Annotated in this window: 15 protein-coding genes; 6 read left to right on the top strand and 9 right to left on the bottom strand. The window is 73.7% G+C overall.

The annotated features are described in order from the left end of the window. Nucleotides 1-79: 79 nt before the first annotated feature. Nucleotides 80-337: a WhiB family transcriptional regulator gene (locus ACTMTJ_RS37915; RefSeq protein ID WP_173039867.1), complete on the top strand. Its 258-nt coding sequence runs from the start codon at nucleotides 80-82 to the stop codon at nucleotides 335-337. Between the two features lie 154 nt (nucleotides 338-491). On the opposite strand, the gene ACTMTJ_RS37910 is transcribed toward ACTMTJ_RS37915, so the two are convergent. Continuing rightward, entirely contained in the window at nucleotides 492-941 is a 450-nt protein-coding gene (locus ACTMTJ_RS37910; protein WP_441223537.1) for a metallopeptidase family protein, read from the bottom strand. A 137-nt stretch (nucleotides 942-1078) separates the two neighbouring features. On the opposite strand from ACTMTJ_RS37910, the gene ACTMTJ_RS37905 reads away from it, so the two are divergent. Continuing rightward, complete coding sequence (locus tag ACTMTJ_RS37905) at nucleotides 1079-1444, top strand: DUF3499 domain-containing protein (protein ID WP_441223536.1); 366 nt, start codon at nucleotides 1079-1081, stop codon at nucleotides 1442-1444. A 191-nt stretch (nucleotides 1445-1635) separates the two neighbouring features. On the opposite strand, the gene ACTMTJ_RS37900 is transcribed toward ACTMTJ_RS37905, so the two are convergent. Then, nucleotides 1636-2802 carry an acyl-CoA dehydrogenase family protein gene (locus ACTMTJ_RS37900; protein ID WP_441223535.1) on the bottom strand — a complete coding sequence of 389 codons (1167 nt, stop codon included), beginning with the start codon at nucleotides 2800-2802 and terminating at the stop codon, nucleotides 1636-1638. Between the two features lie 226 nt (nucleotides 2803-3028). Between ACTMTJ_RS37900 and ACTMTJ_RS37895 the strand changes: the two genes are divergently transcribed. Continuing rightward, nucleotides 3029-4456: a UDP-glucose dehydrogenase family protein gene (locus tag ACTMTJ_RS37895; protein WP_441223534.1), complete on the top strand. Its 1428-nt coding sequence runs from the start codon at nucleotides 3029-3031 to the stop codon at nucleotides 4454-4456. An 84-nt stretch (nucleotides 4457-4540) separates the two neighbouring features. Further along, a complete protein-coding gene (locus ACTMTJ_RS37890; protein ID WP_441223533.1) occupies nucleotides 4541-9583 on the top strand; it encodes an SCO7613 C-terminal domain-containing membrane protein in 5043 nt (1680 codons plus the stop codon). A gap of 576 nt (nucleotides 9584-10159) precedes the next feature. Here ACTMTJ_RS37890 and purE read toward each other — a convergent pair. From purE to ACTMTJ_RS37870, 4 genes are read right to left on the bottom strand one after another with little or no spacing between them, the layout of a single operon-like run. Beyond that, a complete protein-coding gene (purE, locus tag ACTMTJ_RS37885) occupies nucleotides 10160-10651 on the bottom strand; it encodes a 5-(carboxyamino)imidazole ribonucleotide mutase (RefSeq protein WP_441223532.1) in 492 nt (163 codons plus the stop codon). Next, entirely contained in the window at nucleotides 10648-11781 is a 1134-nt protein-coding gene (locus tag ACTMTJ_RS37880; RefSeq protein ID WP_441223531.1) for a 5-(carboxyamino)imidazole ribonucleotide synthase, read from the bottom strand. Before ACTMTJ_RS37880 ends, purE begins: the two co-directional genes overlap by 4 nt. 32 nt (nucleotides 11782-11813) lie before the next feature. Beyond that, entirely contained in the window at nucleotides 11814-13772 is a 1959-nt protein-coding gene (locus ACTMTJ_RS37875) for a hypothetical protein (protein ID WP_441223530.1), read from the bottom strand. 42 nt (nucleotides 13773-13814) lie between these two features. After that, nucleotides 13815-15815 (bottom strand): thioredoxin domain-containing protein, encoded by a 2001-nt coding sequence (locus ACTMTJ_RS37870; RefSeq protein WP_441223529.1) that lies wholly within the window; start codon nucleotides 15813-15815, stop codon nucleotides 13815-13817. Nucleotides 15816-15973: 158 nt separating this feature from the next. On the opposite strand from ACTMTJ_RS37870, the gene ACTMTJ_RS37865 reads away from it, so the two are divergent. Continuing rightward, the gene (locus ACTMTJ_RS37865; RefSeq protein ID WP_441223528.1) at nucleotides 15974-16963 is read left to right on the top strand and encodes a hypothetical protein; all 990 of its coding nucleotides are present in this window, start codon (nucleotides 15974-15976) and stop codon (nucleotides 16961-16963) included. Nucleotides 16964-17282: 319 nt separating this feature from the next. Here the strand turns inward: ACTMTJ_RS37865 and ACTMTJ_RS37860 are convergent, their stop codons facing one another. The 3 genes from ACTMTJ_RS37860 to mca form a co-directional block, all read right to left on the bottom strand. Next, nucleotides 17283-19790, bottom strand: coding sequence for a putative bifunctional diguanylate cyclase/phosphodiesterase (locus ACTMTJ_RS37860; RefSeq protein WP_441223527.1), 2508 nt, complete (start codon nucleotides 19788-19790; stop codon nucleotides 17283-17285). A 244-nt stretch (nucleotides 19791-20034) separates the two neighbouring features. After that, complete coding sequence (locus ACTMTJ_RS37855; protein WP_441223526.1) at nucleotides 20035-20280, bottom strand: hypothetical protein; 246 nt, start codon at nucleotides 20278-20280, stop codon at nucleotides 20035-20037. Nucleotides 20281-20304: 24 nt separating this feature from the next. After that, on the bottom strand, nucleotides 20305-21159 hold the full coding sequence (mca, locus tag ACTMTJ_RS37850) for a mycothiol conjugate amidase Mca (RefSeq protein ID WP_441223613.1): 855 nt from the start codon (nucleotides 21157-21159) through the stop codon (nucleotides 20305-20307). 144 nt (nucleotides 21160-21303) lie between these two features. On the opposite strand from mca, the gene ACTMTJ_RS37845 reads away from it, so the two are divergent. Continuing rightward, nucleotides 21304-21735: a DUF4307 domain-containing protein gene (locus ACTMTJ_RS37845; RefSeq protein WP_441223524.1), complete on the top strand. Its 432-nt coding sequence runs from the start codon at nucleotides 21304-21306 to the stop codon at nucleotides 21733-21735. The last annotated feature ends 59 nt before the right edge of the window (nucleotides 21736-21794 follow it).

The raw sequence follows: 21794 nt of genomic DNA, 5'->3' as shown, positions 1-21794 counted from the left end.
CGTTCGGACATAAAGACACGCCTTCCGCGTGGGGGGTTGCGCCGGCGACGCGGCCGGCGCGCAAGAAGGAGGCAGGCTGATGGACGGCCCACTTGAGGTGGCCGACCTGATCGGAGACGCGCCGGAGTGGCAGGAGCGGGCCCTGTGCTCGCAGACCGACCCGGAGGCGTTCTTTCCGGAAAAGGGCGGATCGACCCGCGAGGCAAAGCGCATCTGCTCACGCTGCGAGGTCAAGGCCGAGTGCTTGGAGTACGCGCTGGGTCACGACGAGCGTTTCGGCATCTGGGGCGGGCTCTCCGAGCGCGAGCGCCGCAAGCTCAAGCGCCGCGTCGCCTAGGTCGCGAGGGAGCTAGCGCGGCGGCGTCCGGACCAAGGCGACGCGGCGCTGGACCACCGCGGACACCACGCCGAGGGAAGACGGCGCCTTTGGCGCCGCCTCGCCTGAGTCGCAATCGTGGAGCGTGCCGGGGGGCGCGCTCCATGACCAGGCCTCAGGCCAGCTCGTCCGGGTCGACGCCGAGCAGGTTGGCGACCTGCTCGATGATCACGTCGTGCACGAGGTCGGCGAGGTCTTCCCGATCCATGGCGCGAAACTCCAGCGGGCGGCGGTAGAGCACGATCCGGGGCGGCACCTCCTGCCGCCCGGGGCGCCCGGGCAGCAGGCGGGCGAGGGGCACCTCGCCGTCTTCCAGCACGTCGGAGTCGTAGACGTTGAGATCCGGAGGCACATCCTCGACGGCGAACTCGACGCCCGCCAGCTCCTTGGCGAAGCGCCGCTCCAGCGCCTCCACCGTGTCGAGCACGAGGTCGTCGAAGATCTCCGCCTTGGTGCGGGCCAGCGGCACCGTGGCCGGCACCAGACGCCCGCGAAGGCCACGGCCGTGACGGTCGCGGCGGGTGCGGCGGCCGGGACCCGGGCGCCGTGGTTCGGGACTGCTCACGTCAAGAGCGTAGTGGCCCGGAGGCGGCACAACTCACCCCGTGTCCAACCTGCGTCTTCATATCGTGATCACGGGTAGTCGGCGTGTCGCGGTCGCATCCGGACCGGCGGAGCGGGTAGGGGAGATAACGTGCCGCCGTGAGGTCACCACGGCGTTGCTCCAGAAACGGCTGCCCGCGTCAGGCCGTCGCCACGTTGACCTATGTCTACAACGACTCCACGGCGGTCGTCGGCCCCCTCGCGGCGTTCGCCGAGCCACACACCTACGACCTGTGCGAGCCGCACGCCCGCAGCCTGACCGCCCCCCGCGGCTGGGAGCTCGTGCGCCACGACGGTGAGTTCGCGCCCCCACCCCCCACGCCGGACGACCTCGTCGCACTCGCCGAGGCCGTCCGCGAAGCCGCCCGGCCCACCCCCCGGCTGGACGACTACCACGACGAGCCGTCGTCAGGACACCAGACCGGCCGCCGCGGCCACCTCAGAGTGATCCCGCCCAGCCACTGACTCAGCCGCCGCCGCCCGGCCCACCCCAGCCAGGCGGCCCCGCACGACCCGCCCGCTCACCCCCCGGGCTTGGCGCGCGGGGCTGGCAGCGGAGGTCGGGGATCTCGGCGAGCGCCAGCTCGCCGCCGGCCGCCGCGGTCTCCGGCGGGAGCGGCGGTCCGCAGCTGACGCGGACCCGGGGCAAATATCCGTCAGCGGAAGGTCTTGAGCAGTTGGCGGGCCATGACGATGCGCTGGACCTGGTTGGTGCCCTCGTAGATCTGCGTGATCTTGGCGTCGCGCATCATGCGTTCGACCGGGAAGTCTCGGGTGTAGCCGTAGCCGCCCAGTAGCTGGACCGCGTCCGTGGTGATTTCCATCGCGGCGTCGGAGGCGTAGCACTTGGCCGCCGCGCCGAAGAACGTGAGGTCGGCGTCGCCGCGCTCGGAGCGGGCCGCCGCCGCGTAGGTCAGCTGGCGGGCGGCCTCCAGCTTCATCGCCATGTCGGCGAGCATGAACTGGATGCCCTGGAAGTCGGCCACTGGCTTGCCGAACTGGGTGCGTTCCGTCACGTACCGGGCGGAGAAGTCGAGCGCGCCCTGCGCGATGCCGAGCGCCTGGGCGGCGATCGTGACGCGGGTGTGGTCGAGCGTGCGCATGGCGGTGGCGAAGCCGGTGCCGGGCTCGCCGATCATGCGGGAGGCCGGGATGCGTACCCCGTCGAGGTAGACCTCGCGGGTGGGCGAGCCCTTGATGCCAAGCTTCTTCTCCGGCGCGCCGAAGCTGACCCCCGCGTCCGACTTGTCGACGACGAAGGCCGAGATGCCCTTGGCGCCCACGCCCGGCTCGGTGACCGCGAAGACGGTGTAGAAGCGGGACACGCCGGCGTTGGTGATCCAACGCTTGACGCCGTCGAGCACCCAGTCGTCGCCGTCGCGGACCGCGCGGGTGGTCATCGAGGCGGCGTCGCTGCCCGCCTCGGGCTCGGACAGGCAGTACGAGAACATCGCCTCGCCGCTCGCCACCGGCGGCAGGAACTCCCGCTTGAGCTCCTCGGAGCCGGCCAGCAGCAGGGGCATCGTGCCCAGCTTGTTGACCGCGGGGATCAGCGACGAGGCGGCGCACGCGCGGGCGACCTCCTCGATCACGATCGCGGTGGCGAGGGCGTCCGCGCCGGCGCCGCCGTACTCCTCGGGGATGTGCGGGGCGTGGAAGTCGGCGGCGCGCAGGGCCTCGTAGGACGACTTGGGGAACTCGCCGGTCTCGTCCGCCTCGGCCGCGTTGGGCGCCACCTTCGCGTCACATACGGCACGAACCGCCTCGCGCACGGCTTCGTGCTCCTCCGGAAGCCGGTACGCTTCGAACGATTCTGTCGGCATGGCGCCTCCCCTTTGGCGATCTTCGTGCGTGGATGTGAGGATACCGACCAGCGTTCAGGTGCCGGTCATGACCGCGTAGGCTCACGCACTATCGTCGGCAGCACAGCAGGCTGACCGAGCGTTTGCCCAATAGACCCAAATAGTCCGATAATCGGTGCCGCCCATGGCGCCCCCACCCGAAGCGCGCGACGCGAAGCGCCGCCAAGTGCGAGCGGAGAACACAGGCGTGACGATCCCGTACTCGAGCACCCAGCCAGTCCCTGCGATCGGCGCGGTCACCCCGCCGTCCGGCGCGGCCCGACCCCGGCTGGCGTTCCTCGGCACCGGCTACCTCGGTGCGACCTACGCGATCTGCTTTGCGGAGCTCGGCTACGAGGTGCTCGGCTTCGACGTCGACGAAGCCAAGATCGCCAAGCTGGCGGGTGGCGCGGTGCCGTTCCACGAGCCCGGCCTCGACGAGCTGCTGCGCCGCAACCTCGCGGCCGGCCGCCTGCGGTTCACCACCGACTACAAGGAGACGGCCGACTTCGCGGACATCCACTTCATCTGCGTGGGCACGCCGCAGCGGGCCGACGGGATGGGTGCCGACCTGTCGTACGTGGAGGCGGCCGTCACCGGCCTCTCCCAGCACCTGACCCGCAAGGCGCTCATCGTCGGCAAGTCGACGGTGCCGGTGGGCACGGCCGAGTGGATCGAGCAGCTGGTGGGCAAGCACGCCCAGGCCGATCTCGGTGTCGAGGTGGCGTGGAGTCCCGAGTTCCTCCAGGAGGGCTTCGCCGTCGAGGACGTGCTCCGGCCCAACCGGATCGTCGTCGGCGTGAAGAGCGAATGGGCCAACGCGATGCTCTACGCCGCGCACAAGGGCGTGTTCGACCTCGCCGCGACCGAAGACCGCGAGGTGCCGCTGGTGGTCACCGACTTCGCCACGGCGGAGCTGGTCAAGGTCGCCGCCAACGCGTTCCTGGCCACCAAGATCTCGTTCATCAACGCGATGGCCGAGGTGTGTGAGGTGGCCGGTGGCGACGTCACCATGCTGGCCCGCTCGATCGGCTACGACCCGCGTATCGGCAACCGCTTCCTCCAGGCCGGCGTCGGCTTCGGCGGCGGCTGCCTGCCGAAGGACATCCGCGCGTTCCAGGCCCGGGCGCAGGAGCTGGGCGCCGGTGAGGCGCTGCGCTTCCTGCACGAGGTCGACCTGATCAACCTGCGCCGCCGCACCCGCGTGCTCCAGCTGGCCGCCGACCTGCTCGGCCGCCGCTCCGGCCCGGCCGGCCCGGATCTGTCCGGCACCCGGATCGCCGTGCTCGGCGCCACCTTCAAGCCCAACTCCGACGACGTGCGCGACGCGCCGTCGCTCGCGGTGGCCGCGCTGCTGGCCAAGGCTGGCGCCGACGTCCGCGTGTACGACCCGGAGGGCATGGAAAACGCCCGCGCGGCCCAGCCCGACCTGACGTACGAGGCGTCCATGAACGACGCGGTCCGCGGCGCCGACCTCGTGTGCGTGCTGACCGAGTGGGCCGACTTCCGCAACGCCGACCCGGTCGCGCTCGGCGAGCTGGCCGCCGGTCGTCGGGTGATCGACGGGCGCAACTGTCTTGACTCGGCACTGTGGACGCACGCGGGTTGGGAGTACCGAGGCATGGGCCGCCCTTAGGGCGAGCCCGTAGACTTGGAGCGCCGATCTTAGGCATGCTTTCGGGGAGTCCACTGTGTCGGGCTCCGCGGGAGAGAGGGTGCCATGGCGACGTTCACGTGCTCGTCGTGTGGCCGGCAGATCCAGCCGGCGCCGCAGTGCCCGTACTGCGGCGCACACCAGGGCCAATGGGCTGACGAGCTGGCCCGGATCGAGCGCTCCATCGCGGAGATCAAAGCCGACGACATCCGCATCGCCAAAGAGGCGAAGCTCAACGCCCAGAAGTTGCAGGCGGCGCAGTTCCAGCGCGACATCCTGGCCCACGCCAACGCGGCGGCCCAGGAGAAGGTCCGCGCCCGGACGCGCCGCCGCACTTTCGTCCGCCGGCCGGCCGGCGCGCCGACCAGCGCACCGCCCGGCCCGGGTGGCCCGCCCCCGCCGCGCCGGGTGCCGCGGCAGGAGGGCACCCGCCCGGCCGGTGCGGCACCACCGCCTCCGCCGCCGCCTCCCCCGCCGCCGGTGGACGTCGAGCCCGAGCATCGGCCGGAGGCGTCCACCCGCGAGGTGCAAAACATCTACCTCGGCCTGGGCGGCCTGCTGCTGGGCATCGCGGCGGTCGTGTTCGCCGCGGTCGCGTTCACGTCCTTCGACGACGTCAGCCGTGCGGCGATCCTCATTGGAGCGACGGCGGTCATGCTCGTCGCGCCGCCGATGGTGGCCCGCCGCGGCCTGATCTCCACCGCGGAGACCATCGCCGCCGTCGGGCTCGGCCTGATCCCCCTCGACGGGTACGCACTGTGGACCATCGACCAGATCCGCAGCGACAGCGTGCCCGGTGCTGTCGTGGCGGGCATCGTCTTCGCGCTGACCGCGCTCGTCGCCGGCTGGTACGGGGTGCTGACCGGCCTGAGCGTCCCCCGGTACGCCACCGTGCTCGCGCTCCAGCCGGTCCTGCCGCTGCTGGCGTACGAGTGGATCAATGGGCCCACCGGCTGGGCGCTCGTGCTGACCCTGGTCGCCGCGCAGGACCTTCTGCTCGCGAGGCAGTTCGACCAGCGCGGCCGGCTGGCCACCCCGCCGTGGTTGGGTGCGCCGCCGGCTCCCGAGCCACCGGCGGATGCGCCCGCCGACAGTGAGCGGCCGGAGAGCGCACCCGAGGAGTCCGACGCGGTGGTCACCGACGCGGCCGACGCGGGACGCAAGCCGGCGCCCGTACCGGCGGCGGTGTGGCTGCGGCAGCTGGCGTGGGGGCTGCACGCCCTCGCGGTGGCGGCGGCGGTGCTCTTCGGCGCGTTCGCGACGCTCCGGGCCACCGACCCGCCCGGCGCGCTCAGCGCCGGCCTCACGCTGGTGCTCGCCGCCGCGGCCGGGGTGGCCGGGGCGCTGGGGCTGGGCCGGCGGGTCGTCGTCGACGTGGCCGCGGGGGTGTTCACGCTCGCGGTGATCGGTGCGGCCGCGCAGATCGTGGCGGTCGCCGTCCCGGGCCGGGCGCTGCTGCTGATCGCCGGCGTGATCGCGCTGACCGGCGTGGGCGTGCGCGCGGTCCCCGAGGCCTTCCGGCGCGGCCCCCAGCTCGCCTCGGCCGTCGCGCTGATCGGCATGGGCGTCGTGGTCGCCGGCACCGCTCTGCGCGCCGCCATCGCGCCGGTCCGGGCGGCGCTGCCGGTCTGGGAGGCCGACCTCGCCGCGTACCAGGGTCGTCTGGAAGAGGCCGCGGGGGCGGCGGGCTGGCAGCTCGCCGCGAGCGCCCTGCTGCTCACGATCGCCGCCGTGCTCTCGCTGCCGCCGGAGGCGCGGCGGGAGTCCGCCGTCGCGGGCGTGGCGCTGACCGCGCTCGCCGCACCGGCGTCGTTCGCCCTGCCGTGGACCGCCGCGCCGTGGCTGCCCGTGCTGGCCGCGATCGGCATCGGCGCTACCGGCCTGTACGCGAAGAGCGAACGCGCCGCACAGGCGCACGTGGCCGGCGCCGCGGTGGTCGGCCTGGTGGGCGCCGGCGCGTCCCTCGCCCGGCCGGCGTCGACCGCGGCGGTACTCGCCGTCCTCACCCTGGCCGGCGTGCTCATCGCCATCGCGGGGTCGTGGCTGCCCGAGCAGGCCGAGGCGCTGCGCGACGAGCCGGCGCCGGCCCAGCTGCTGCGCTCCGGGCCCGCCGCCGAGATGGTGGGCGAGTGGGCGGCCGGCGGCGCGGCGTTCGCGATGCCGGGAGCGGCCGCGGCGGCGGTGGCGGCCACCGCACCGGTCCGCGAGGAGGCCGCCGTGCCGATCCTCGCGGCCGCGTTCGTGGCGGTCTGCGCGACGCTCGGGTACGCCGCGCTCGCCCAGGTCTCCTGGCGGCGCATCGCGTTCCCGCTGTCGCTCGGCACCGGGCTCGGCGCGCTGGCGGTGACCGCGGCCGCGTTCGGCGCGCCCGGCGCCGAGGTGGCCGACGCCTGGGTCGGCGCGCTGTTGCTCGTCGCCGCCGTGCTGCTCTTCCTCGCCCCGTCGATCGACGCGGGGCGCCGGCCCGACCGGCTGCTCGACGGCCCCGACTTCGCGGCCGCGGCGGCGATCGCGGGCATCATCGGCACGTTCGCGCGGATCTCCGGCATCCTCTTCCCCGACGCGGTGCTCGCGGTCGCCGCGCTGCTCGTGCTCTTCGTGGCCGTCGGCGTGCGCGCGATGCCGCCCGACTGGCGGCGCGGCCCGACCCTCGGCGTCGCGGCCAGCGGAGCCGTGCTCGCGGTGATCGCCGGCTACACGGCGCTCAGCGGCGGCCTGCGCGTGCTCGCCACGCCGGGCGCGCTGTGGGAGGCCGACCTCAGCGCCTGGCCCTCCAGCGGCGTCGGCGTGGGCTGGCAGGCCCCGATCGCGCTCGCGCTGCTGGCCGGGGCGGCCGCGATCGTGCTGCCGCGCCCGTGGGCGTACGACGTCGCCGCGATCTGCGTGGGCCTCGCGACGATCGGTGCCCCGGTCGCGCTCGGCCTGCCGTGGTGGTCGCCGATGCTCGTCGGCGGCGCGGTCGCCACGATCTACGGCGTCGCGTCGGTGATCGCCGACGACCCGCGCGCCGGCCTGGCCCGCGCTGCCGTGGCCGCCGGTGTCGCGCTGCACGCGGTGGGCGCCAGCCTGGTACGGCCGTGGACGACCGCCACGGCGCTGGCCATGATCGTGCTGGTCGGCGCGCTGGTGGCGACGCTCGCCCGGATGCTGCCCGCGCTCGACGACGCCGCGCTCGAAGAAATACCCGGCAGCGCGCCGCCACCCGAGGCCGAGATGCCGCTGCACCTCGGCCAGATCGGCGGCGCGGCGGCCGGTGGCGCCCTGCTCGCGCTGCCCGGCGCGCTCGCCTCCATCGCCGCCGCGCTGGGTCAGGGCGCGCCGGCGGTGCTGGCCTGGGCGCTCGCCGGGTCCACCGCCGGTCTCGCGGTGATCGCGCTCGTCCGCCGGCAGGTGGCCCGCTACCTGCCGTACGCGACGGTGGGCATCGCCGGTGGCGCCACGATCACCGCGTTCGCCGCGCTCCCCACCGACCTGCCCATCGGCGTGTACGCGGCGGCCGCCGCGCTCCTCGGCGTGGTCGCCGAGCTCCTGCGCGCCGCGACGCCACCGCCGAGGTACGTCGGCCAGCCCACCCAGCGCTGGTCGGTGATGCTCGGCGGCGTGTGGCGGCGGATGCCGTCCGGCCCGGCGCCGCGTGGCCGCTGGTCGGTCAGCCCGGAGATGGGCGCGGCGCTGGTGGCCGCGATCCCGACGCTCATCGCCCTCGCCTCGATCGCCCCGGCGCTCGTTGCCGCGCTGGTCGACCCGCACCAGACGGTCAACCACATCTGGGACGGTCCGCCGGAGGCGCTCACCAACCCGGACCGCTCGGTCGACCCCACCGACCTCGTCGGCACGCTGTTGCTGACCATCGCGGCGGCGCTGGCCGCGGTCGGCTTCGGCGGCCGACTGTCCACTTCGGCCGATCGTCCTGTCGTCGGGCCGCTACGCGAGGATCAGCAGCGGGCAAACGGCTTCGCCCAGGCGATCCCTGTCATCCTGCCCGGCGCGGCGATCACCCTGCTGATCACGCCGATCGCGCTCGGCGCCGCGTGGCCGGCGTCCACGATGGCCGCGCTCGCGGTCTTCACGCTCGCGATGCTCGGCCTCGCGCTCACACCTCCCCCGCCCCCGGCCGAACGCGCCCGCCCGCTGCGGGTGACCCGCCTCGTGGTGTTCGCGCTCGGCCTGGCCGCGGGCGGCGCGGGGTTGGCCGGCAGCCTCGCCACCCGCTCGCTGACGCTCTTCACGCTGGGCGGCGCGGTGGCCGTGGGCGCCACCGCCGCGGTCTTCGGGCAGACCCAGCGGGCCCGCATCCTCGGCTGGCTCTTCGCCGCCGCCTCCGCGATGGGCCTCGTGCTCACCACCGCGCTCGTCGCCGGCCTGCCCGCGGCCTGGTCCGCTTACGGCGTACTGGCCGTCGGCGCCGCCCTGCTCGTGGTCGCGGCCGTGATGCCGCGCCTGCGCCGCCCCGAGGCCTACCGCGAGGCGGCCACGGTGGAGTGGAGCGGCTACGGCGCCGCGCTCGTCGCCCTGGCGCTCGCCTTCGACTCGCTCGGCCACGTGGCCGGCCTGCTCGCCGCCTGGGGCGCCGTGCTGGGCATCGCCTCGGCCCGCCCCGGCCGGCGCGCGGTGGAGCGCCGCACGCTCTTCTGGGCCAGCATCCTGTGCGAGATCATCGCGTGGTGGCTCTTCATGGCGCTGGCCGACGTGGCGGTGCCGGAGGCGTACACGCTGCCGTTCGCCGCGCTCGCCCTGCTGGTCGGCCTGATCGAGCTGCGCCAGCGGCCCGACCTGAGCAGCTGGACGGCGTACGGCCCGGCCCTGATCGCCGCGTTCGTGCCCACGCTGGTCATCGCCATCCGCACCGAGACCAGCGCCACCCGCGAGGTGCTGCTGCTCCTCGGCGCGGTCGCGACGGTCATCTTCGGCGCGCGCACCCGCCAGCAGGCTCCGCTCGTGATCGGCACGGTGGTCACGGTGATCGCGGCGCTGCACGCACTGACGCTCGTCGGCCTGTCCTGGCTGATCCTGATCCCGATCGGCGCGCTGCTCATCTTCTTCGGCGCCACCAACGAAAGCCGCCGCCGCACGCAGGAGCGATGGCGCGCGGTCACCCGCATGCGCTGACCCGCGAGAGCATGCATCGAGGGGGTGAGCGGGACCAGCGGCGGAACGGATTCGGGGTGGCTTCGAACCCTATTTGGACAGAGATTTGAGCTACCGCGACGTCCGTCGTGGTCCAGACCGCCGCTCCCGCAGCCTCACCCGTCCGCCGCTGGTCGCGCTCACCCCGTCGGGCCGCCGCGACGGTCGCTGTTTGTCCACAATGCCTGCTCCCGGATCGGCGCTCTGGGAAGGCTGCGGGTTTTCGTCGCCGCGGGTAACCGCCGCAGCGGTGTGAGCGGCGCGATATTCCAGATCTCGGAGAGCTAGGGCGCTATTTTCAACCCCAACTCTCCGAGATCTCGAAGTCTCGACCCATGAGCTGGTAACGCTGCGTCAGGATGGCGGAGGTAGGCCCCGCGAAGACTCCCTTCGGGGCTTGTCTCGCGGACCTGCCAGTGGACGGCCGGGGGTCTCGGCTCGCCCCGCGAGCCGCCGGCCGGGAGCGGTCCCCGCGGGAGCATACGGTCTCCAGCTGACGCGGACGGGGGAAATCTGCCGGAGCGCCGCCACGCGCGTAACCCCAACTCCGAAAGCTCTCTAGAGGGTGGCGCGGAGGTTGGCGTCCTTCTGGGCGACCGCCTCGACGAGCGCCTCCTGGAAGGCCACCACGCGCTGCCGCAGCGCTTCGTCCGATGCGGCCAGGATGCGGACGGCGAGGAGGCCGGCGTTGCGGGCGCCGCCGATCGAGACCGTCGCCACCGGGATGCCGGCCGGCATCTGCACGATCGACAGCAGCGAGTCCATGCCGTCCAGGTGCTTGAGCGGCACCGGCACGCCGATCACCGGGAGCGGGGTGACCGAGGCGACCATGCCGGGCAGGTGGGCGGCGCCGCCGGCACCGGCGATGATCACGCGGAGGCCGCGGGCGGCGGCGGACTGGGCGTACTCGATCATGCCGACCGGCGTGCGGTGGGCGCTCACCACGCGCACCTCGTAGGCCACCTCGAACTCGTCCAGGGCCTCGGCGGCGGCCTTCATCGTCGGCCAGTCCGAGTCGCTGCCCATGATCACACCGACCGACACCGTCATACGCCCTCCTGGAGCCAGCGGGCGGCGCGTGCAGCGCGGGCCCGTACCTCGTCCATGTCGTCGCCGAGCGCCGTGACGTGCCCGATCTTGCGGCCTGGGCGGATCTGCTTGCCGTACAGGTGGACCTTGGCGCCCGGGTCGGTGGCGAAGAGGTGGTGCAGTCGCTCGTCGATGCTGATGCCACCGGGCTGGCCGCCGAGCACGTTGGCCATCGCCACCGCCGGGGCGGTCAGCGCGGTCTCGCCCATCGGGTAGTCGAGGACGGCCCGCAGATGCTGCTCGAACTGCGATGTGCGCGCGCCCTCGATCGTCCAGTGCCCGGAATTGTGCGGGCGCATGGCGAGCTCGTTGACGACGATGCCACTGTCCACTTCGAACAGTTCGACGGCGAGCATGCCGACCACGTCGAGCGCCGTGGCGATGTCGATCGCGAGCTGCTGGGCGGCCACCGCGAGCGACGTGGGGAGGCCGGGCGCGGGCGCGAGCACCTCGACGCAGATGCCGTCACGCTGCACGGTCTCGACGACCGGGTAGGCCGCGACCTGCCCGAAGGGTGAGCGGGCCACCTGCACCGCCAGCTCGCGGCGGAGCGCCACCCGCTCCTCGACGATCAGCTCGACGCCCGCCGGCGGCGCGTCGTCCGGGGAGAGCATCCACACGCCACGGCCGTCGTAGCCGCCGCGGACCGCCTTGGCCACCACCGGCCAGCCGACCTCGTCGCCGAAGGCGCGGACGTCTCCGGCCGAGGACACCGGCCGCCACCGGGGCACCGGCGCGCCGAGGGCGGAGAGCCGCTCGCGCATCGCGCGCTTGTCCTGGGCGTACACGAGCGCGTCCGCGCCCGGGTGCACCACCACGCCGGACGCGGCCAGCTCGCGCACCGCCTCGGTGGGCACGTGCTCGTGGTCGAACGTGACGACGTCGCACCCCTTGGCGAACGTGCGCAGCGCCGCCAGGTCGGTGTGGTCGCCGTACTGCACGTCGGCGGCCACGAGCGCGGCACCGTCGTCGGGCGCGACGGCGAGCACGCGCAGCGACTGGCCGAGGGCGATCGCGGCCTGATGGGTCATCCGGGCCAGCTGCCCGGCGCCCACCATGCCGACAACGGGCAGACCGGTTCGGGTATCCATCTCGCGAGCCAGCCTAGCTGGGCCTACACGGTTCACCTCCGCCGGCGCTCCCCCTTCCGGACCGGTGGGTTGCTGAGCACCACCGCGATCGGGTCGGTGGCGAGCGGGTCGTCCGCGCACATCTCGGCGGCGACCGCGGCGTCGAGCTCCCCCGCCACGCCCACCACCCCGCCCGCGCCGACAACCGCGCAGCCGCCGAGCGTCGCGTACGCCTCCTCGGGCAGCGCGGTGCGCAGCGCGGCCAGCACCTCGGTGGCGACCCGCGCCGGCTCTTCCGGCGGCAGCACCACGGCCACCCCGCCGGCACGCGGGCCGCGTACCCCGTGGACGGCGGCCGGACCGACCGCAGCCCGCAGCGCGCCGACCCGCTCGACCGCCACCTGGGCCGTCCACGGGTCGTGCAGGCCGGCCGTGGGGCGGGCCCAGCGGTGCAGCGCCCGCGCGACGGCGCCGGGCCGGATCTCCCACACCGGCCGGGTGCGGCCCTGGACCACCGCGACCGGGTGCGCGGCTAGCAGGACGTGCCACCGCCCGCGCCGGTACGCCTTGCGTCCCAACCCGGCGAGGCACTCGCTCACGTACCAGGCGACCTTTTCCGGCAGCTTGTCGCCGGCCGCGAAGACCTCTGTGGACACCGACACACGGGTCCACTGTGCACTCTTGGCCGTCCGGTGTGGACGCCGCGCGGGCGGCGCCGGTGGAGCAAGGGTGCGGAGCCAACGCTCCACAATGTACCGGCGGAAGACCGCCCCGCTGTCGACCTGCCCGCCGGCAAAGAGCCCGGCCAGCGCTTCCCACGACGGGCGGCGGGCGCCGGGCAGCCGCGGGTGGAGCAGCGCGGCGGCCAGCTCGCCGCGCATCCGCACCAGCACCTCGCGCAGCGGCGGCAGCAGGCTGTGGGTGGCGTGCGCGGTGGCGAACTTGGCCGCCGGCAACGGCAGCGTGCCCTCGACGATCGCGGCCAGCTCGGCGCGGAGCACCGGCCCGGTGGAGGGCAGCGCGCGGAGCGGGAAACGGACGGTCACCCCGTACCGGCTCTCCAGCCGGTCCGCGACGCGCGCGAGGTGAGCGCCGCCGCCCGAGGTGTCGATGAGCGTGTCGACCTCGCCCGCCGTGGCTCGCGCGGTGGCCCAGGTCAGGTAGCTGTCGAGATCGGGCACCGGCTCGCCGAGGTCGGCGAGGAGGCCGTCGAGGTCGAGCTCGTCGGCGAAGTGCGGCTGCGCGCGGTGCCGCGCGCCGGTCGTGGCCACCGGCCCCAGCACGGCCGCGGCGAAGTCGGCCGCCGCCGTGGTGAGTCCGGGAAAAGTGGCTGAGTACACGGTCAGCGCGCGCCGCCCCTCCGGTCCGGTGAGGGCGGCACCGATGGTGGCCGCGCCGGCCAGGCCGTGGCCGAAACGCACGCCGATCCGGCCCCGACCGATCGCCGCGTCCAGCACCGACCGCGCGAAGCGTCCGGCGCCGTCGCGGACGGCCATGGGCTTGCGGGTACGGGTGCCGCCGGCGATCTCCACGACCTCGCCGGGCAGCACGCGCCGGATGCCGGCGTAGAACGTGGCGGCGGTGTCGTCGCACGCGCCGGTGGCGATGAAGCGCCCGACCACGCCCTCGTCCGGCTCGGCCGGCACGCCGGCGGCGAGCAGCGCGCCCGGCTCGGAGGCGGCCAGGATGCCGCCCGCCGTCTCCGCGTAGTAGAGCGGCGGGCCGTCGCCGTGGCGGGCCAGTACGAGGGCGCCGCGTGCGGGGTCGGCGAGGATCAGCGCGTACGGCTCGGCGCCGGCCACGAGACCGGGCGCGCCCCGGCTGGCGTACCCCGCGGCCAGCGCGCTGACCTCGGCGATCCCGTCGACGGCGAGCGCCAGGCCGCCGTGCTCGTGTACGGCCGGCATGCTCGCCCGCACCAGCAGCCGGGTGGCGCCCGCGCGCCAGGTGGCCGGTTCGGCGCCCCGGCGGGCGAGCGCGGTGGAGAGGGCGTGGAGGGCACTTTCAGGCATGCCAAAGGTGGCAGCGATTCCGGCCATTGGCCGATTTTAGGACTATTTACCCCGTATGCCGCGGAGCTGGGCCACGAGTTCACCGGCTTCGGTGACGGGACGGTCGCAGACGAAGCCGCGACACACGTAGGCGGTGGGCTTGCCACCCAGCATCGGGCGGTCCGCGAGCAACGGCACACCCGGCTGGTCCGGCGCGCCGGCCACGATGACCGCGCCGGGCGGGGCGTACTGGCGGGCGGCTTGAAGCAACTCGTCCGCGCCGCCGCCCGCGGCGACGATCGCGATCTCGTACGGCCCGGAGAGCAGCGCCTCGCCGGTCGCGGCCGCGTACCCGGTGAAGCGGGGATGCCTGTCGACGATCGGCGCGACCGTCGCCAGCGCCGCCTCGGCCGCCTCCCGATAGCGCGTTTCGCCGCTCAGCGCGGTGTACGCGGTCAGCGCCGCCACGACCGCGGACAGGCCGGAGGGGGTGGCGTTGTCGGTCGGGTCGGCCGGGCGGGTCACGAGACGTTCGGCGTCGTCGGCCGTGTCGTAGAAGCCGCCACCCGGCGCGGCGAAATGGGCGAGCGCGGCGTCGAGCAGCCGGCCGGCCAGCTCCAGCCACCGCCCCTCGCCGGTCAGCTGGTGCAGCGCGCAGAAGCCCTCCGCCACCGCGCCGTAGTCTTCCAGCACGCCGGCCGGCGCACCCACCACGCCGGCCCGCGACACGCGCCGCAGCCGCCCGTCGACGATGTGCCGCTCGGCCAGGACCGCGCCGATCTCTCGGGCCGCCCGCGCCGTAATCCCGTCGTCGGTGACCATCGCGTGCTCGGCGAGGGCGGTGACGGCCAGCCCATTCCAGGCGGCGACCACCTTGTCGTCGCGCGCCGGCTGGGGTCGCCGGTCGCGCACCTCGCGCAGCCTGGCGCGCACCCGCGTCCACCGCTCGGCCACCGCCGGGTCGGCGTCGTCGACGTCGCGGGCCAGCCGCAGCACGCTCGTGCCGTGCTCGAACGTGCCCGTCGCCGTCACGCCGAACAGGTCGGCCGCCCAGGGACCATCCTCGCCGAGGGCTTCGCCGAGCTGGGTCGGCGTCCAGGCGTACGTCGCGCCCTCCACACCCCCCGTGTCGGCGTCGAGCGCGGAGGCCAGGCCACCCTCGGGCGTGCCCAGCCCATCGAGCAGAAAGGCCGCCGTCTCGGCCGCCACCCGCCCCGCCAGCGCGTCGCCGCTCACCCTCCACAGATGGGTGTACACCCGCAGGAGCAACGCGTTGTCGTAGAGCATCTTCTCGAAGTGCGGCACGGTCCAGGTGGCGTCGACCGAGTAGCGGGCGAAGCCGCCGGCCAGCTGGTCGTAGATGCCGCCCCGCGCCATCGCCTCGGCGGTGTGCCGCACGATCTCCAGGCTCGACTCCGAGCCGGTGCGCTGGTGGTGGCGCAGGAGGAAGAGCAGGTTCATGTGCGGGGGAAACTTCGGCGCGCCGCCGAACCCTCCGTACATCTCGTCCTGCTCCTTGGCGAGCTGGACCGCCGCGGCGTCGAGGATTTCCGCGGTGAGCGGCGTCGTGCGGCCGCCGACGGCCTGGGCGCCACCGATCGCCTCAACCACCGCGGCGCCCTGGCGCATCACGGCCTCGCGCTGGTCGCGCCACGCGGTCGTGACGCTCTCCAGGAGGCGAACGAAGTTGGGGCGCGGGAAGTACGTGCCGCAGAAGAACGGCTGGCCGTCGGGCGTGGCGAACACCGTCATCGGCCACCCGCCCTGCCCGGTCATCGCCTGCGTGGCGGTCATGTAGACGGCGTCGACGTCCGGCCGCTCCTCACGGTCGACCTTGACGGAGACGAAGTTGGCGTTCATGAGCCGCCCCACGCCCTCGTCTTCGAACGACTCGTGTGCCATCACGTGACACCAGTGGCAGGCCGCGTATCCGACCGAGATCAGCACCGGCACGTCCCGCCGGCGCGCCTCCTCGAAGGCCTCCTCGCCCCACGGCCACCAGTCGACCGGGTTTTCCGCGTGCTGAAGCAGGTACGGCGAGGTAGCACTCCCGAGCCGGTTCACTCCTCCACCCTCTCACGCGAACCAGCGCCCCGCCGTGCACGCCGTCAGCCCGTCCATCGCCGGTAATCGCGTCGAGGGCCTGGTAGTGCCGCGTTCGAGTCGTTGGTTCGTTGATTCGCGGCCAACTGCTCATAACCGTCTGCTGCCAGCCTGTGGCCATGCGTACGGTCTGGACCCGGATACGCCCCGTCGTCACCAACGCCTGGCTCGGCTTCGCGGTGCTGGTCGCCAGCGCGGTCGTGTCGGTGTGGAGCATCTCGAGCGTGCCTCAGGCCTCGCCGCTGCCGGTGCTGCTCGGCCTGCTGCCGTGGACCGTCGGCAAGTACGTTCTCTGCCCGCTGCGCTGGCACGCCCTCTCGATGAGCGGGCGGAGCCGCTGGTGGCACATCCGCGCGTACGCGGAGAGCGAGCTGATCGGCCTCGTCTCACCGGTACACGCCGGCGCCGACCTGTGGCGCGTACACCGCCTGCACCAGGCCGGCCTCGGCCGCACCGTGGCGGTCGCCGAGGTCGCGATGGACCGGGTGATCGGCATGGCCGGCATCGCGCTGGGCGTGGTGCTGGCCGGCGTCACGCTGCCGTGGGAGATGCTCGCCGCGTTCGGTGGGGTGGCGGCCGTCGCGGTCGTCGTCGCGCTTGTGGTGCACCGCCGCCGCCCCGACCTGCTCGCCCGCCGCCCACTGCCCGGACCGGGAGTGCTGGCCTTCGGGCTGACGATCTCGGTGGCCTACCAGGTGGGCGTCGCCGGCCTGATCCTCGGCTCGGTCATCGGGGTGGGCAGCGGCGTGAGCCTGCTCGGCCTGGTGACGGTCTTCGCGGCCAGCCAGCTCGCCAGCATCATCCCTCGCTTCGGCGGCGCCGACCCGCACAACGCCGCGCTGGCCGTCGGCCTGGCGTCACTCGGCGTGCCCTGGACCGCCGCCATCGGCGCGATCTCGCTGGTCGCGGTGGTGCCGTGGATCCCAGCCCTCCTCTTCGGCGGCGGCAGCCTCGCCGCCCGGCGGGTGGCCGCCCTCCTGGCCGCACACCCCCGCCCACTGGCCGCCACCCACGAACGCCTCGCGACCCGCCGCCTCATCCCCCGCCGCTTCGCCTCGCGTGGCCTGGCCGCCGACCTGGAGCCCGAGCCGGCAGGCCTCCAGCCCTAGCGATTCTTTTGAGCTACCGCGACGTCCGCCGTGGTCCATGCCGTTGCTCCCGCGGCCTCACCCTGATTCTTTGGTCGCGGTTACCCCTGTTTTTGCCTCCGGCGGGAACGCTCCGGGCCGTCGGGATGGCATAGATCTCGAAGTCGGTCGCTCGATCTGCTTACGCTGCGTTACCTGCGGGCGGTGCCCCTCGTCCGCGCGGTGGGTGGGGTTGGTTGTGAGGCGCGGAGGGTGAGGCCGCGGGAGCAGCGGTCCGGACCACCGCGTACGTCGCGGTAGCCCAAAGCTTGATCTTGAATGGATCCCAAGGGGGACCGGGTCAGGAGGCTCCGTCGGCGCGGAGGGGGAAGACCTGGGCCTGCGCGGAGTCGAGGAGCGAGCGGAGCACAGCCACGATCTTGTCGGCCGGCATGGGCTTGAAGAAGTGGTAGCCCTGCGCCGCGCTGCAACCAAGCGCCGCCAGCGCGGCCCGCTGGTCGGCGGTCTCCACGCCCTCGGCGACCACGCGCAAGCCGAGCCGGTGGCCGAGGTCGACGGTCGCGTTGACGATGGCGGCCGATGTCGGCGCGTCGGCCATCGTGCGGACGAAGGAGCGATCGATCTTGACCTCGTCGACCGGGATGCGGGTCAGGAACGTGAACGACGAGTAGCCGGTGCCGAAGTCGTCGACGGAGAGCTGCACGCCGAGCTCGCGGAGGGCGGCGAGCACCTCGTCGATGACTTCGAGCTCGCTGAGGACGACCGTCTCGGTGATCTCCAGGACCAGGCGGCGGGGCGGCACGCGGTGGCGGCGGAGCAGCTCGGCGATGTCGGCCGGCAAGTGGGGATCAAGCAAACTGCGGGCCGACAGATTGACCGAGATGGGCACCTCGAGACCCTCGCCGGCCCACTCGGCGGCGACGGTGAGCGCCTTGTCGACCACGTACCTGGTGAAGGGCGCGAGCAGGTCGCTGCCCTCGACGGCGCGCACGAAGTCGACCGGGCTGAGCGAGCCGCGGCGCGGGTGGCGCCACCGGATCAGCGCCTCGACGCCGGTGGGCGCGCCGGTGCCGAGGTCGACCGCCGGCTGGAGCGCGAGCATGAGCTGGTCGTCGACGGTGAGGGCCTCGCGCAGCTCGGCGAGCAGGGCCAGCCGGTCGGTGCTCGCCTCGTCTTTGGCGCTGTCGTACCAGGCGACGCAACCGCCGGCCTCCTTGGCCTGGTACATCGCGTTTTCGGCCCGCCGCACCAGCTCGGCCACGTCGGCGGAGCCCGCGGGCGCGACGACCACGCCCACCGACGCCTCGACCGACATGACCACGCCGGCCACCTCGATCGGCGTCGCCAGGTGCTCGACCAGCGCGCGGGCCCGGCGCAGCGCCTGCGGCATGGGCGAGGAGCGGTCGCCGTCGGGCGCTTCGAGGTCGGTCACCAGCAGCGCGAACTCGTCGCCGTCGAACCGGGCCAGCAGCTCACCGGGCTCGGCCAGCTCGCCGAGCCGGGAGGCGATGCCGCGCAGCAGCTCGTCACCGGCGGCGTGGCCGAGGGTGTCGTTGACCTCCTTGAAGCGGTCGAGGTCGAGTAGCAGCAGCGACACCGGCACATCGCGCACGACCTGCCGCAGCGCGGCGTCGCCCTTGAGCAGGAACGCGGACCGGTTGGCCAGCTTGGTCAGCGGGTCGTGCACCGCCTCGAACGCCGAGCGGTCGGTAAGCGCCTTCAGCGCCTGGTGGGTGGCGGCGTCGTGCAGTGCGGTCGCGAGCGCGTCGGCGTACGCCGAGAGGGCCATCTGCTCGCGCTGCCCCGGCTCGAGCGCGCGGGGGAACCTGACGCGCAGCTGCCCCACGCGGGTGCCGCCGACCGACAGGCGCACGACACCCACCTCTTCCGGGATGGTGTCGGGCAGCGGCTCCCGCACGTCGGCCTCGGCGAGGGTGCCGGACGCGTCGCCGGTGTATCGCCGGCGGGAACGGTCGGCGCGGACCACGTCGACCTCGACCGCCTCGGCGCCGAAGATCGCCAGCGCGCCGTTGACCCCCGCGGTGGCGACCGCCCGCTCGTCGAGCCGGCCAAGCTCTCGCGTCGCGGCGGCGAAGGCGGACCACAGCCGGCGCTCCTCGTCGGCGCGCAGGCGGTGACCGTACGTCTGCTGGAGCAGCCACAGCGCGGGCGGGAGCAGCAACAGCCAGCGCAGGTCGCGCTCGATCATGCTGATCACGACGAAGCCGACCAGCACGTTGCCCACGAACATCAGGAACTTCGCGCGGAGGGCGCGCAGGAACAGCCCACCCGCCGGCCGGGCCTGCCGCACAGCGAGCGTCAGCGCCGCGAGCCATCCGGTGATCAGCAGGTATGCCAGGGAGCCGAGCGCCAGCGCACCCGCGAGCACCGGCGTCAGCCGGGCGTCGAACGGGTCGGCGAACGCCCGCGTGGCGACCGCGCCGACCGCCACGGCGACCGTCAGCGAGGCGGCGACGTGGAAGATCTCCAGCGCCGACCGCCGGTCGGTGAAGAACGAGAGCAGCACCCAGGCCAGCAAGGCACCGGCGAACGTGGCCATCGGCAGCCACGCGGCGGGCGCGAGGTAGAGCCCCACGATGAACGCGGCCTCGCCCCAGGTGACGCTCACCGCGCCGGCGCCGACCCGGAAGCGGAGTCGGGCGAGCTGCCCGAGCGCCATGACGCCCGCGGCGATGACACCCCAGGCGATCGGCGGGAGCTCGCCACGGCTCGACGCGTCGGCGGGGAGGAACAACCCGGCGACGGCGGCCGGCAACGCGATGGCGAGCACGACGATGTGGAGCACGCGGATCCGCCGGGGCGCGGCGGTCGCGTGCGGGGCTGTCACGGGTAGCCCCCGCCCGCCGGCGACAGGTCTGTCCGCATACACCCCAAAGGGGGGTGACCGTGGCGAATGTGCATCGGCGCCCCCTTCAGCCCGCGGCTCGGGGACAATGGCCCCCCGGCGAGGCTAAGCCAAACCGGTTTGCGGCAACAGGGGTTGCCGGGTCGGTTTCGCCATCAAGCGGCAAGACCCGCGGACGATGGCGGCCGATCCGGCTCCAGGGAGCGCTCTACTCCCATAAACACGGTCAGGCGCGGTCCGTGCGATCTGTCGGATCTTGGACAGTCTCGGCGGGATCGGCCGGCGGGGTCTCCGCCTCCTGCCCCGGAAAGCGGCCCGGGAGGCGGCGCAGCCGCGCATTCATATTGCGGATCAGCAGCACCGTCGCGATCGCCAGCAGCACGATGATGAACAGCCCCATCGGCCCGGCCAGGCCGCCGGAGCGGGTGTCGCCGAAATTGTTTTCCGCGAGCACCTGAGCAGCCGTCAGCATCACCCCACGGTACGCCTCACCGGGTCACCCGGTCGCGCGCACCCCCGCGAAGAGGTCGGTCTCCGGCATCGAAGTCTCCACGTGGGAAGTGACCAGCTCGTAGTCTTCGGTCGGCCAGATCCGCTGCTGGACCTCCTGCGGCGCGCGGAACCACGGCCCGTCGGGGTCGACCTGGGTGGCGTGGGCGCGCAGCGCGTCGTCGCGCACCGGGAAGAACTCGGCGCACTCCACCCGCGTGGTGATGCGGTGCCCCTTGTCGGTGCCGTCGTCCATCCAGTTGTCGAGCATCTCCTGGTAGGGCGAGTCGAGCCCGGCCGCGACCATGCCCTCGTGCAGCGCCTGGAACTTCGCCCGGGTGAACGTGTGGTGGTAGTAGAGCTTTCGCGGCTGCCACGGCTCGCCCATCCCGGGAAACTGCTCCGGGTCGCCGGCCGCCTCGAAGGCCACCACGCTGATCTTGTGGCACATGATGTGGTCGGGGTGCGGGTAGCCACCGTCCTCGTCGTACGTCAGCACGACGTGCGGACGGAAGTCGCGCATGAGCTGCACGAGCGGGCCGGCCGCCGCCTGCGGGTCCTGGAGCCCGAAGCACCCGTCCGGCAGCGGGGGCAGCGGGTCGCCCTCCGGCAGGCCGGAGTCGACGAAGCCGAGCCACGCCTGGTCGACGCCGAGGATCGCGCGGGCCGCGGCCATCTCGGCGCGGCGGATCTCGGCGATGTTTTCCCAGACGTCGGGGCGGTCCATCTTCGGGTTGAGCACGCTGCCGCGCTCGCCGCCGGTGCAGGTCGCGACCAGCACGTGGACACCCTCGGACGCATACTTCGCCATCGTGGCGGCGCCCTTGCTGGACTCGTCGTCGGGATGGGCGTGTACCGCCATCAGGCGCAGCTGCTCTGCCACTGGAACTCCCCCGGGACACCTGCCGGACCCCCGTGGAGCGCCGGCTGCGAAGATAGTTGCTGGGACATGGACTCAGCCATTCTGGCCGATGCCTCCGACAACGACCGCAGGAGACCACACCCGGTGACCGAGACGCACGCCACAACGGGCCCCGGCGCGCCGGTGTTTCCGCCCGGGCGCTACGGCCGCCGGCGGGAGCCGCGACGCCGCCGCCCGTGGCTCGTCGCGCTGCTGCTCGTCGTGGTGATCGCCGCCGGCGCCGTGCTCTCGCTCCGCCTCTACCGGCAGTACGGCGACCCGACGTACGACGCGCAGGTCCTGCGGTACACGGAAATCACCGACGCCCAGGTGTTGATCGAGTTTCGGGTGACCGTGCCGGCGGGTGGCGACGCGATTTGTGTCGTCCGGGCCCGCTCGCGCGACGGCGCCGAGGTCGGTAAGGCCGAGGTGCACGTCGACGCCGCGCCCGGCGAAACCCGGCCGGAGATCGCATATCGGCTGGTCACGACCGCTCGCCCGATAAATGGGGAAGTGGTCCGCTGCCGAGCGGCGTAAAAATAGAGGCTCGGTCAACATCAGAACACCGCGCAACGGCGCGCGGTTCGGTGCGGCAA

The organism is Phytohabitans sp. LJ34, assembly GCF_052068095.1.
Lineage (GTDB): Bacteria > Actinomycetota > Actinomycetes > Mycobacteriales > Micromonosporaceae > Phytohabitans.
Note: the sequence above shows the minus strand (reverse complement) of the source record. Positions and strands in the feature narration are given on the sequence as shown.

Excerpts from the sequence above, each read along its gene's own strand:
- ACTMTJ_RS37880 (WP_441223531.1), bottom strand. The coding sequence starts at position 11,781 with ATGGATACCCGAACCGGTCTGCCCGTTGTCGGCATGGTGGGCGCCGGG.
- ACTMTJ_RS37890 (WP_441223533.1), top strand. The coding sequence starts at position 4,541 with ATGGCGACGTTCACGTGCTCGTCGTGTGGCCGGCAGATCCAGCCGGCG.
- ACTMTJ_RS37875 (WP_441223530.1), bottom strand. The coding sequence starts at position 13,772 with ATGCCTGAAAGTGCCCTCCACGCCCTCTCCACCGCGCTCGCCCGCCGG.
- ACTMTJ_RS37865 (WP_441223528.1), top strand. The coding sequence starts at position 15,974 with ATGCGTACGGTCTGGACCCGGATACGCCCCGTCGTCACCAACGCCTGG.
- mca (WP_441223613.1), bottom strand. The coding sequence starts at position 21,159 with ATGGCGGTACACGCCCATCCCGACGACGAGTCCAGCAAGGGCGCCGCC.
- ACTMTJ_RS37900 (WP_441223535.1), bottom strand. The coding sequence starts at position 2,802 with ATGCCGACAGAATCGTTCGAAGCGTACCGGCTTCCGGAGGAGCACGAA.
- purE (WP_441223532.1), bottom strand. The coding sequence starts at position 10,651 with ATGACGGTGTCGGTCGGTGTGATCATGGGCAGCGACTCGGACTGGCCG.
- ACTMTJ_RS37855 (WP_441223526.1), bottom strand. The coding sequence starts at position 20,280 with ATGCTGACGGCTGCTCAGGTGCTCGCGGAAAACAATTTCGGCGACACC.
- ACTMTJ_RS37915 (WP_173039867.1), top strand. The coding sequence starts at position 80 with ATGGACGGCCCACTTGAGGTGGCCGACCTGATCGGAGACGCGCCGGAG.